This window comes from Candidatus Kapaibacterium sp. (assembly GCA_025059875.1).
Lineage (GTDB): Bacteria > Bacteroidota > Ignavibacteria > Kapaibacteriales > HRBIN21 > HRBIN21.
Genome location: JANXCT010000002.1, coordinates 377,452 through 388,881, shown reverse-complemented (window position 1 = coordinate 388,881; position 11,430 = coordinate 377,452). Strand labels below are relative to the sequence as shown.

Annotated in this window: 10 protein-coding genes, 1 tRNA gene and 1 pseudogene; 2 read left to right on the top strand and 10 right to left on the bottom strand. The window is 59.5% G+C overall.

Features of this window, described 5'->3' with window-relative positions; genetic code table 11:
• Positions 1–7: 7 nt before the first annotated feature.
• The 3 genes from NZ960_04325 to NZ960_04315 all read right to left on the bottom strand — a co-directional run bounded on the left by NZ960_04325 (position 8) and on the right by NZ960_04315 (position 4,188).
• Positions 8–1,147, bottom strand: coding sequence for a hypothetical protein (locus NZ960_04325; protein ID MCS7176836.1), 1,140 nt, complete (start codon positions 1,145–1,147; stop codon positions 8–10).
• Positions 1,144–2,823 carry a hypothetical protein gene (locus tag NZ960_04320; GenBank protein ID MCS7176835.1) on the bottom strand — a complete coding sequence of 560 codons (1,680 nt, stop codon included), beginning with the start codon at positions 2,821–2,823 and terminating at the stop codon, positions 1,144–1,146. The genes NZ960_04325 and NZ960_04320 overlap by 4 nt, the downstream gene beginning before the upstream one ends.
• A 72-nt stretch (positions 2,824–2,895) precedes the next feature.
• Positions 2,896–4,188, bottom strand: a complete 1,293-nt coding sequence (locus tag NZ960_04315) for a MoxR family ATPase (GenBank protein MCS7176834.1) — start codon at positions 4,186–4,188, stop codon at positions 2,896–2,898.
• Positions 4,189–4,282: 94 nt separating this feature from the next.
• Here NZ960_04315 and NZ960_04310 point away from each other — a divergent pair.
• A tRNA-Pro gene (locus tag NZ960_04310) sits at positions 4,283–4,358 on the top strand.
• Positions 4,359–4,390: 32 nt separating this feature from the next.
• Positions 4,391–4,879 (top strand): hypothetical protein, encoded by a 489-nt coding sequence (locus NZ960_04305; protein ID MCS7176833.1) that lies wholly within the window; start codon positions 4,391–4,393, stop codon positions 4,877–4,879.
• 4 nt (positions 4,880–4,883) lie between these two features.
• Here the strand turns inward: NZ960_04305 and tmk are convergent, their stop codons facing one another.
• From tmk to topA, 7 genes and pseudogenes are all read right to left on the bottom strand, one after another.
• Positions 4,884–5,495: a dTMP kinase gene (tmk, locus tag NZ960_04300; protein ID MCS7176832.1), complete on the bottom strand. Its 612-nt coding sequence runs from the start codon at positions 5,493–5,495 to the stop codon at positions 4,884–4,886.
• A 5-nt stretch (positions 5,496–5,500) separates the two neighbouring features.
• Positions 5,501–6,208 (bottom strand): 16S rRNA (cytidine(1402)-2'-O)-methyltransferase, encoded by a 708-nt coding sequence (rsmI, locus tag NZ960_04295; protein ID MCS7176831.1) that lies wholly within the window; start codon positions 6,206–6,208, stop codon positions 5,501–5,503.
• Entirely contained in the window at positions 6,177–6,641 is a 465-nt protein-coding gene (tadA, locus tag NZ960_04290) for a tRNA adenosine(34) deaminase TadA (GenBank protein ID MCS7176830.1), read from the bottom strand. The genes rsmI and tadA overlap by 32 nt, the downstream gene beginning before the upstream one ends.
• A 78-nt stretch (positions 6,642–6,719) precedes the next feature.
• Positions 6,720–7,727: pseudogene (locus NZ960_04285) on the bottom strand (NUDIX domain-containing protein).
• 199 nt (positions 7,728–7,926) lie between these two features.
• A complete protein-coding gene (locus NZ960_04280; GenBank protein ID MCS7176829.1) occupies positions 7,927–8,436 on the bottom strand; it encodes an MBL fold metallo-hydrolase in 510 nt (169 codons plus the stop codon).
• Complete coding sequence (locus NZ960_04275) at positions 8,436–8,960, bottom strand: O-acetyl-ADP-ribose deacetylase (GenBank protein ID MCS7176828.1); 525 nt, start codon at positions 8,958–8,960, stop codon at positions 8,436–8,438. Before NZ960_04275 ends, NZ960_04280 begins: the two co-directional genes overlap by 1 nt.
• A gap of 31 nt (positions 8,961–8,991) precedes the next feature.
• Complete coding sequence (gene topA / locus NZ960_04270; GenBank protein MCS7176827.1) at positions 8,992–11,421, bottom strand: type I DNA topoisomerase; 2,430 nt, start codon at positions 11,419–11,421, stop codon at positions 8,992–8,994.
• Positions 11,422–11,430 lie beyond the last annotated feature (9 nt).

Here is an 11,430-nt window from a genome sequence, read left to right as displayed (position 1 = left end):
AGGGCTATCAGCGCAAGGGCGTAGCACTGCCTTCGTACGAACTTGCTCCAAGACAGGAGGCCATCCATCGGTAGACCCTCTCCCCGTGTTCAGCGTAGGCGAAGATATAGCCCGTGTACCACTCCGCTAGGCTAGCGCCATCTGCAAGAGCGCTGGAAAGATCGCTAGGGGTCAGGATTCCGCCGGCGGCGATGATGTGGAACTCACGCTTAGGCCGCTGCTGGGCCAACCATTGGGTGGCGAATCGGACCAGGTGGCGGCGTCGGTCAGCAATTGGGGCTCCGCTGACCCCACCGCCGATGCGTCGCCAGAAGGCAACGAAGTCGGGGCGCTCCTCCACTGCAATGGTTGGTAGGAGCCCCTCATAGGCCGTGGAAGTGTTTCCGATGCAGAGGCCGTCATATCCGAGCTCAAGCAGTAGCTCCAAAAGGGCGACAAGGAGTTCTGGTGTTATGTCAACCGAGACCTTGACAATGACCGGGACGGAGCGCTCTCGGCACGAGAGGAAGTGCTCAGCAATCCATCGAAGCCGAGTCTCCGAGGAGTTCCAGGCAGGATCGTGGGGTACGTTCGGACAGCTCTCGTTGAGCTCTATGAAGTCGACACCAGCAGCTACGTAAAGCCGCATACCTTCCAGCAGGAGGTGTAAGGCCTCCTGTGGGGGAAGCTCTGGGTCTAGAGCGACGCTAGCGCCCACAGGGAAATTAGGGTATCGTGGCAACCGCTCAAGGATTCGAGCGACGACAGCATGTCCGGGGTTCGGGAGTCCAAGTGCATTGAGGGCAGCTCGAGATCGGACGTAGCTCATGAAGGGCTGACGGATCCCATCTCGGCGGAGTCCTGAGCGGGGACGACTCGTGGTGGTCCCTACCAAGTAGGCTCCTGCTCCCTGACGATATGCCCAGTTGTATCCTTCAGCGTATTTGAACATCCCGGCGGCGTTGAATAGTGGGAAGCGGAAGCTCAATCCCCAGAGCCGGCGGCAGAAAGCAGGAGGCGGAACGAAGCTCTCTTGAGGGGATCGGGAGCTCAACAGCCTCCACAGGAGGCGACGTCCCCAACTGTTGAGTCTCAAGGATAACGGGAATGGCAAAGGGAGCAGTCGTGCCTGGTGCCCCAGCCGCAGAAGGTGTTGTCCCCAGCTCATGAGAGCTCTTTCCGCTTCCACATGGCGGGGAATCCTAATTCCTCTCGGTACTTAGCGACGGTCCGTCGAGAGATCTGGTACCCCGTCTTTCGAAGCTCCTCAGCTAACTGGTTATCGCTGAGGGGTGACTTGGGGTCTTCCTGCTCCAACAGCTCTCGCAACTTCTGCTTGACCACTTCCACAGAGACTCTGCCCTCACCTTCCGTGCTTGGAAGAGCTTCTGAGAACAGGTCCTTTAGCGCGAAGACTCCGAAGTCGGTCATTACGGACTTGTTCGCCACAGCCCGGCAGACTGTGGAAGTATCCAGCCCACTCTCTCGGGCAACATCGGCATAGATCATTGGCTTGAGATGTTCTGGTCCATGCTCGAAGAAGTCTCGCTGGAGTTTGATAATCACCGTCATGATGCGGGCAAGAGTCTCTTTACGTTGTTGGAGTGCGCTGAGGAGTGCTCGGGCTTTTGTGTAGTACTCTTGACGCCAAGTAGACAGGTTCCGCTTGGTTTGCTCACGGAGAGGAGAGCGTCGGGAGAGCTGCTTCAGTCTCTCCATCAGACGGTTAATGCTTACCCTCGGGAGGGAGGAATCGTTGAACGAAAGGGCCAGTTCGCCAGTCTCGGGGTCTCGGGTGACGACGAAATCGGGAGATCGCTGCTGTGCAGGCTCGGAGAGAGTGCCTCCGGGGGCAGGATTGAGGTGGCGAAGGATTTCCAGGGCGTCACGTAGCATCTCAGGGGTCAATTCATCGCCAAAATGCCTAATGACTTCGGACCACGTACGGCGGGTCAGGCTCGGGAAAGCCTCCTTGAGGATACGGAGTGCCCAGTGTTCAGCTTCACTCTGGAGTGGCCGAGCCTCTAACTGGGCGACGAGGCATTCCTGGAGGTTGCGGGCAGCGAGACCAGGCGGGTCTAGCTCTCGCTGCAGCCGCCAGAGCAGGCGTTCTGCCTGTTCGTAATTCAGCGGTTGGAGCAGCATCACCGAGGGGAGTTCATGGTGGAGGACCAGGTATGCTGCCACAGGATCCAGAGCATACTGATGGGCAGGGTTATCAGATGTGCTCCGCCGAGTAGAGAGGAGGTGTTCTGTGTTCAACTCCGCGATCCGCGCATTTGCATTGGCGAGAACATCACTGAGAGACTCCCGAAGGTAGCCGTTGTGGTCCAGGTTACCGATGATCTCTTCAGCGAGGATACGCTCCTCGGGGGTCAGATTCAAGAGGGCTACCTGCTGCAGCAACTCTTCGTAGAAGCTGGGGCGTGCATCAGGCTGGAAAGGCTCTTCCTCCTCCTCGCCACCACCTTCTGCAGGCAAAGGAGCCTGGGGCTGCCAGAACATGGAGTGGAAGATGAATGGGTCAAGGAGCGTGTCGTACCCTGTTGTGTCTGGCGTTCGTAGTTGCTCGCCTGCGCTTTCCAGGGCAGCTTCTTCAGTGCCCCTCTCTTCAGACTCTGCTTCGGGGGTATCTGATACCTCTAGCCGTTGTGGCTCTTCCTTCAGGAACTCTTCTAGCTCCAGGTAGGGGTTCTCAGCTAACTGGCTTAGCAGCTCTTCTTCCAACTCGTCGTGTGGTAACGTGAGCAGTTTCTGGAATAGTGCTTGCTGTTGGATGAGGGCAGGATTGAGCTTGAGCTGCTGGCGCAGGCCATAGGTGAGTTGGAGCCTCTGCTGCGGCATTGCTACGTAGTGCTGAACGTGCGGGGCGGCTACAAAACTACGGAAAAGGGCTATCGAGTATGGTGAGGCGTGCTACTCAAGGGTCCGTAGGAGTGCAGCGAGCTCGCGTTCTAGTGCCTGCTTCAGTTCTCGGACCTCTTCGCAAGCCGGGACGAAGTCGCGCAGGAACTGTTCCAAGACACGCTTGTTCTGCTGTACGGTCTGATCGGCGCCTCCAAACGTCTCTTTGAGCCACTGTAGGAATGTTCGGCGGAGGGGCGAGTTGGTGAGGCTGCTCAGCGGTTTAAAGAAGAGACTGCGGTCCTGTTGGAGTTGTTCTAGCAGCGACTGGAAGGATAGCAGGAGCTGCAGTTGTTCAAAACCGTGGGAGGCGTGGAGGGAGTGGAGGACTGTTGTGTAAGCCCGCCGGAAGAGCTCCACTTCCTCTGGTACCCCTACAGTGGCGAAGAGGAAGTAGAGCTTGCTGATGTCCTCCACAACTACTTCGTCTCGTCCATGGAGGAGAGCGATGGCACGGAGCAGATTCAAAGATTTGGCCTGGGTTCGGGGTGAAATGTAGTAGTCGATTGGTGGAGCGGCCCCGCGGTATTGCTCACGGAGGGCGCGATTGCGAAGCACTTCGTACTGGCGGATGACAAGGTTAGCAAAGTAAACCAGCTCGGGCCGAATACGGATTTGCCGGCTATTCTGGCCGGTGGCGATACTGTAGACGTAGCGGAGGAGCGCAAATGGAATCCGCTCGGGCGGCTGAGCTGGCTTACCTCCGTGCAGCAAGAACTGCTGGGCAATTTTGTACTGGATATATGGCTCTTTGTCGGGAAGGATGAGGGCCTTGTAGAGGAAGCGGTCTAGGATTGCCTCGGTGATCTCGCTGACCCGCAGGTAGTTTGTGGCTGCGATGACGGTATGCAGCTTCGCTGGTGCGCACTGCACCCCTCGCATGAGCTGTCGCTCGTTGAGAACTGATAAGAGTGCCCGGAGAGTGAAGTCGTTGGCGTCGAAGATCTCGTCGATGAAGGCGAACTCGCAGTCCACAATCGAACCTTCAATGTTGTGGACGATGCGGCCGCGCTTGAGCTCTTCGATATCCAGGGCCCCAAAGTAGGTATCGGGCTGCTGTTCTTTGCTAGCTTGGACACGGAAGACATGAGCCCCGGAGAACATCTGGAAGATCTGCTCTGCCAGTAGACTCTTGCCGACCCCTGTCCGGCTTTGTAGGAGCAAGTGTTCCCCAGTGATGAGAGCACAGAACGCTTGCTCGACCACTTCTTCACGGTTCACCACCCGGCGGCAGACAAAATCGGCTGCCTGCTTGAATTTGCGCGAGATCGCCTCGAAGCTCCAACTGTGGTATTCGTCCTGCATGTTCGCTAGCATGGCTTGCGGAAGGAAAATTAGGGCAATTCCGATGACGGGTGGGGATACGGGCGCAAGAGATTCTGTATCTTTGCTTGCCAGTCGGGGCGTAGCGCAGCCTGGTTGAGCGCGCTTGGTTTGGGACCAAGAGGTCGTGGGTTCGAATCCCACCGCCCCGACTAGAAGTGGTGCTGCGTAGTGGCGTAGGGAGATGCGATACGTGGTGGCAGTAGGGGCGCTCGCCCTCCTTGCCTGTACGCAGAGCACACAGCCGGAGGGAGTTGCTGAGCGGCTTACGTTGCAAGCCTTGCGCTCTACTCCTGGATTTGCGTGGTTTGAGGCAGAGTTCCAAGCGTACCAGCCAGACTCAGCGCTAGTGCAGCAGATCCGGGCAGCGTACGTTCCGGGCCAGCATCGCTTCTACGCTTACGTTGAGCCAACATGCTCGTGTGTAGGGACGCAGAAGCTCTTCCCGCGCTTCTTGCGAATCCTCCATGCGGCCGGTGTGCCAGAGGGGGAGTGCGAGATTTACGCGATGCACACTGCTGCCGATAGACACCCCCACCAACATTGGCTCCACATCCAGACCTTGCCATCCTTCTTCATCACCCGCGGGCAGGAAATTCTGGGAAGCATCGCCGGTGGGTTGCCACCAGGCAAGACGTTGGAGCAGGTGATCTTGGAGGCTTTGCGACGTTGAGGATTTACCCTGGGGGCTGCGGGAGTAGTCGGCGGACGTGTTCCCAGACAGTGGCGTGAACTCGCTCAGGTGAGGAGGAGGCCTCTATGCAGACGACCCGTTCTGGCTCTTGGCGGGCAATCTCCCAGTACCCCTGCCGGACACGCTCGAAGAACTCGTATCCCGAGCGCTCCATGCGGTCTCCTTTCTGGCTGCGTTGGATAGCTACCTCCGCGGGGACGTCCAGGAAGAGCGTCAAAGCTGGTTTGAGGCCGCCAGTAGCAATGTGATTGCAAAGCAGCACTTGGTCTATCGGCAGACCGCGACCATACCCTTGGTATGCGGTGGTGGAGTCTGCAAAGCGGTCACAGAGTACGATAGCACCAGCCGCTAATGCCGGACGGATTGCACTCTCAACGAGCTGGGCGCGTGCTGCGTTGAATAGCAGCATCTCCGCTACAGGGACGATCTCCGTAGGGGTGTGGAGGAGGAGCTGGCGGATGGACTCTGAGAGTGGAGTTGCCCCGGGCTCTCGGAAAACCTGGACGGCGTAGCCTAGCGATCGTAACCGTTCGGCGAGGAGCTCGACTTGGGTTGATTTCCCGCAGCCATCGAGGCCTTCGAAGCTGATGAGTATGCCCTTCACGACACCGCTCCCTGCAGGATCACCACACATTCCCCTTGGATTCGCAGGCGCTGCTCCAAGATACGGCAGCATTCTGCGAGGGTACCGCGGAGGTACTCCTCGTTGAACTTGCTAAGCTCGCGGGCAATGCAGACACGACGGTCAGGGGAGCAAAGCTCAACGAGGTCATGCAGCAGCAGTAGGAGTCGGTGAGGGGCCTCGTAGATGACACTGGTCCAGGGACATGCTGCAATTGCCTCCAGTCGCTCTCGACGTTGGCTACCACGGACGGGCGGGAAACCCCAGAAGACAAACGGCTGCGGAGGGAGTCCGCTGCCAACGAGAGCAGGTATCAGTGCTGTTGGGCCTGGGAGGACGGTGATGCTATAGCCTGCCTCCAGTACCTGCCGAATGAGGCGGGCTCCGGGGTCGGAGATTCCAGGCGTACCGGCGTCACTCACTAGCGCGACGCTCTTCCCCTCCTGCAGGAGGCGCAGAAGCTCTGCAGCACAACGGGTCTCTGTGTGTTCATCGCAGCGTAGGAGGCGGCGGGGGACGATCCCATACGCTTTCAGCAGCAGCCCTGTTCGGCGGGTGTCCTCGCAGGCGATGGCTTCCGCGTTGTGCAGGACATGCAGCGCCCGCAGAGTGATATCCCCGCGGTTTCCAATGGGGGTCGGCACGACGTAGAGCTTATTCTGAAGGGGCTCCGGTGTCCACTCCACGGTCTTCGGCTCGTAGCTGTTGGAAAAACCGACGGAGGAGTGCGGCAGACTCTTCGGCCAAAACTCCCCTGCGGACGGCGCAACGGTGGTTGAGTCGCTCATCCTCCACGATGTTGTAGAGGGTTCCGCAGGCCCCTGCTCGGAGGTCGGGGGCGCCGTAGACCAGACGCTGGATTCGTGACCAGACAATCGCTCCTGCACACATAGGGCAGGGTTCCAGGGTAACGTAGAGGGTGCAGCCTTCAAGGCGACGTCCGAAGTGTTTGGAGGCCTGTCGGATGGCGTTGACTTCAGCGTGGAGCGTAGCGTCCCCGCCGCGCTCAACAGCATTCCGACCACGTGCGACAATGCGTCCGTCTCGGACGATGACTGCGCCTACGGGGACTTCCCCATCATGGAATGCCCGTTGCGCCTCCAGCAGGGCTATTCGCATGAAGAGGACATCGGTTTCGACGCTCGTTGGGTCTAGGAGCCACGGGAGTACGAGGCAGAACTCCCGGTCTCCCTCTAGGACGTTGTAACGTTCTAAGTCCGAAAGAGGGATCCAGGCCACCTGGGAAATGCCTGTCCGTGGCTGGGGGACCCCAGTCCAGCTTTCTATGGCGTAGAAGTGGAGGCGGAAGCGCTTGCCGTCGGGGTACTCAAACTCCGTCAGCCAGAGGTTGGCTCCTACTTGGGCAGCAATGCCCAGCTCTTCTCGAAGTTCACGGCGCAGAGCCTCTTCAGGAGTTTCGTTGGGTTCTACCTTGCCACCGGGGAACTCCCACTGAAGCGGGTATGGGACATCTGGTGCACGCTGGCACAGGAGGACGTGCTGGTTGGACACGAGGACGCCGGCGACAACATCCACCGCCGTCATAGCGTCAGCCATTTGCCTGCCTGAGGGATGATAACGGTGTAGCCATACGCCTGCAGTTGCTGTCGGAGTAGCTCTTTGTTGGGGTTGCTCCCCATGAACGAGCACAATCGTCGTGCTGGTGAGGAGCGGGCGAAGATAGTGCAGGAGTCTCTCTCCATCGGCATGAGCGCTCAAACTAGGGAGTTCCTCTACGTGGGCATGGACTGTGTACGACTCTCCGAAGATCCGCACTCGCCGTTCTCCTTCTACCAGGCGGCGTCCTAAAGGTATGGGCAGCGTTGTGGCCAACGAAGAGGATGAGCGTACGCGGGTTCCCGATGTGGTGCTTGAGATGGTGCAGGATGCGCCGGATTCGCACATCGCCGAGCCGGCAATGACAGCATACGGTGGGGCTTCACGGAGGGTTGCTTTGGATTCTTCTACGCTCTGGGTAAAGCGCAGATGTGGAAAGCCGAATGGATCGGGATCCGAAGCGAGAAGCTCCTGAACGGTCTGGTTGAATTCCGCCAGATGGGTCCGGAAGAGCTGGGTTGCTGCTGCGGCCAGCGGACTGGCGACGAAGACAGGGATCGGTGGGAGCTGCCCCGCGTGTGCCAGTGCGTTGAGGTGGAAGAGGAGCTCTTGGGTTCTCCCAACGGTAAAGGCAAGGATGAGGAGCACACCTTTTCGACGGGCAATCTCGTGGAAGATGTCACAGAGCCGCTGACGGACAGCCTGGCTTCCTTCGTGTCGGCACCCAGCGTATGTGGACTCAGCAAGCAGGAGGTCCACAGGTTCCGGGGGAGCAGGGGGAGAGAGTAGAAGAGGGGATTGGCGGCCGAGGTCGCCAGTAAAGCCTACGCGGACCGTACGCCCGCGCTCAGGGAGTTAGGAGTATCTGCGCTGAGCCTAAGATATGCCCTGCCTGACGTAGGCGCAGTAGAACCCCCGGTGCGATCTGCACGGGCTCCTCGTAGGCAATCGGGAAGAAGCGCGCCATTGTGCGCGGTACGTCTTCCCCGCAGTATAGTGGAACGATGTGCTCACCCCGCTCCTGGAGTAGGTATTCGGCATCCTTCTCTTGGATCTGGGCGCTATCGGCAAGGAGGATGGCGCAGAGGTCTTGGGTTGGTGGGGTTGCGTAGATCAGCCCTGGGAAGCCATGCTTGACGAGTGTGGGGAGATTGCCCGAGTGGTCTATGTGGGCATGGGAGAGCACGACAGCATGGACGTCTGTGGGAGGGATTGGGAGAGTGCAGTTCCGCTCGTATGCTTCTGCCTGTCGGCCCTGGAAGAGTCCGCAGTCCAAGAAGATGTAGTGGCCGTTGACATGCACGATGTGGAGCGAACCGGTAACGGTCTGCGCTGCACCCCAGAAGCCGATTTCCATTACTGCTGTGCATCTGTCATTTGCTGGTAGGCCTCGAGGTAGGAGCAGTAGGTTGCTTCGTCGAAGCAAACGATGCGGACACGCTCGATATCTGGAAACTTGAGCAGCCCGGCAGCGAGCTCCCGCAAGGCAATGCGGCAGGCCCGGTCGACGGGGAAGCCGTAAGCCCCGGTGCTGATGGATGGGAAGGCGATGGTGCGGATGCCATGCGTGTGGGCGAGCTCCAGCGCACGGCGGTAGCACGATGCTAAGGTCTCGTCTTCGCCGTGAGTTCCACCACGCCAAATCGGCCCAACGGTATGGATGACGAAGCGGGCCGGGAGGCGATAGCCTTTCGTGATGACAGCATCCCCAGGGGCACAGTAACCAATTTGTCGACACTCCTCCGCTAGCTCTGGTCCTGCTACACGGTGAATCGCTCCACAGACACCACCACCTGGAAGCAGTGCTGAGTTGGCAGCGTTGACGATTGCGTCTACCTGTTCCGTTGTGATGTCTCCGCGCACGATCTCAATCCGCTCCAACATGGTAGGCGAACAGCGATAGTGGAACTAGCTATGCGGGGGTCTCTGAGATAGGATTGCCGGAGGAGATCGGCTCTTCCTCTGCCTCTGGCGGAGGGGCAGGCGTCAGCTCGGAGTGGCACTGCGGACAGTGCCAGAGAGTAACCCACTCGCCATCGGACCATCGTCCGCGCTCCTCAACGTACGGATGGCTGCACTGAGGACATGGCGAGGGAAGAGGACGGTAGCGGGATGCATAGCGGCAGTCGGGATAGCGCGAACATCCCCAGAAGCGCCGCTGATGGCGGTCCATCCGTTCGACAAGCTCTCCTTCGCCGCACTGTGGACACCGAACGCCAGAGCTCAACGGGCGGGTACCGTTGCACTCGGGATAGCGCGAGCAGCCGTAGAAGGCACCATACCGACTCTGCCGCAGCACCATCGGTGCTCCGCAGGTTGGGCAGGGGAGGTCGGCCCGCGGCTCTGAGGGCTGCGCGGATTTTGGGAGCGGCTGGGTCTTGCCGCATTGTGAGCATCGTAGGTATCGCTTCCCTCGGCGTGAGCGTGCAACCTGCATCGGCACGCCGCATGCGGGACAAGCGAAAGGAGACCGCAGCGACTGCTGTGCTCGTTCCAGGGCGCTGCGGAACGGGCTGTAAAAGCGCTCCAGCACAGAGCGGTAACTGGCCTGTCTTTCTGCAATGGCATCCAGGTCTTGCTCCATAGCAGCAGTGAAGCCAACGGAGAAGATGTCCGGGAAGAAGCGCACCAAGATGTCGTTCACCTTCCGTCCCAGCGGGGTTGGGACCAACTGTTTGCGCTGTCGACGGACGTACTGGCGTTCGAAGAGCGTGCTGACGATCGTGGCGTACGTACTTGGCCGTCCGATGCCGAGCTCATCAAGCTCTTTGACAAGGGTGGCTTCTGTGTATCGAGAAGGCGGCTTCGTCTGGCTTGGCTTGACCTCCCACGTCTGGAGACTCAGTGAAAGCCCTTCGGTCAGCTCGGCTGGGAGCGTCTGGCGCTCTTCTTCGTCGTCTTCATCGCTGAACTCAGCATAGGCGCGGAGGAAGCCGTCGAAGAGGATGCTACTACCGCTAGCGCGGAAACGGAAATCGTCCCCAGCGATGATGACCGTAACGGACTCCAGCTCTGCTGCTTGCATCTGGGAGGCTAGGAAGCGGGTGTAGATGAGCTCGTATAGCTCTGCCAATTCCTCCGGTAGGTACGGGCGGACGCGCTCTGGGGTGTACTCCAGGTGGGTAGGCCGGATCGCTTCGTGGGCATCTTGGACATGGGCGGATTTGCTGGTGTACTGTGGTGGTTCCGGCGGGAGATACTCGGTGCCAAAGAGATTTGCAATGGCGGTACGGGCAGCCTGCTGGGCTTCGTGGCTGACGCGCATAGAATCGGTGCGCATGTATGTGATGAGCCCTTCGGGCCCTTCGCCTCCTACGGTGACGCCTTCGTAGAGCTGCTGTGCCAAGCGCATTGTCTGCCGTGGCGAGAGTCCAAGCCGGCGCGAGGCCTCTTGCTGGAGGAGGCTGGTCGTGAACGGTGGGGGAGGCTGACGCTTCTGCCGCCGCTTGCGGACTTCGGCTATCTCCCAGGAGGAGCATCTGCGGAGCGCTTCCAGTACTCGTTCGGCTTCTGCCTCCGAGCGGAGATAGTGGAGGTTGCTGAGCTGTTCTGGCGACAGTTCGTGCATCGAACCCTCAGGGTTCCGAATGGGCTTGCCGTGGTAGGCAATAAGCTCGGCCCAGAATCCCTGACCTGAGGGCAGAAGGAAGTAGGCACGGATGCGCCAGAAGGGAATGGGCTGGAAGCGTTCGATGCTCTCTTCGCGTTCGCAGATGAGGCGGAGTGCCACCGATTGGACACGGCCAGCGGAGAGGGCATGCGAGACTTCGTGAGCCAATGCGTCGCTCAGCCATGGAGAGATCTCATAACCGATGAGGCGGTCCATGACGCGGCGAGCCTGCTGGGAGAGGACAAGGTCACGGTCGAGCTCCCGCGGCTGCGCAATGCCGTTCTGGACGCCGGTCTTGGTGATCTCGTAGAAGAGGACACGGCGGATGTTCGGGTTGATGGGATGGAGCTCTTCAGCGAGGTGCCAGGCGATAGCCTCCCCTTCACGGTCTGGGTCTGTTGCTAGCAGAATGCTGTCGACGCTTGCAGCAAGAGCTTTAAGCCGCTCGAGGGCTTTACGGCGTTCAGGGATGAGGATATAGTAGGGCTGAAAGCCACGCGCAACATCCACCCCTAAGCTGTGCTCTGGCAGGTCCTTGATGTGGCCTAGGGATGCCTCCACAGTGTAGTCCTTGCCAAGGTAATGCTGGATTGTCCGTGCTTTGGCTGGAGATTCTACCACCACGAGGTGCCGGGCAGAAGTCGTCGTAGCTATCGTTGAAGCTGCCGAAGATTGGCGATGCGCTACCTTGCTAGCTGTTTTCCGCTTACTCTTTGTCTGCTGCCGTGGCATCGCTCCTGC

Coding starts and splice junctions, on each gene's coding strand:
- NZ960_04280 (MCS7176829.1), bottom strand. CDS start 8,436: ATGGAAATCGGCTTCTGGGGTGCAGCGCAGACCGTTACCGGTTCGCTC.
- tadA (MCS7176830.1), bottom strand. CDS start 6,641: ATGCGAATAGCCCTGCTGGAGGCGCAACGGGCATTCCATGATGGGGAA.
- NZ960_04305 (MCS7176833.1), top strand. CDS start 4,391: ATGCGATACGTGGTGGCAGTAGGGGCGCTCGCCCTCCTTGCCTGTACG.
- NZ960_04320 (MCS7176835.1), bottom strand. CDS start 2,823: ATGCCGCAGCAGAGGCTCCAACTCACCTATGGCCTGCGCCAGCAGCTC.
- NZ960_04315 (MCS7176834.1), bottom strand. CDS start 4,188: ATGCAGGACGAATACCACAGTTGGAGCTTCGAGGCGATCTCGCGCAAA.
- NZ960_04325 (MCS7176836.1), bottom strand. CDS start 1,147: ATGAGCTGGGGACAACACCTTCTGCGGCTGGGGCACCAGGCACGACTG.
- topA (MCS7176827.1), bottom strand. CDS start 11,421: ATGCCACGGCAGCAGACAAAGAGTAAGCGGAAAACAGCTAGCAAGGTA.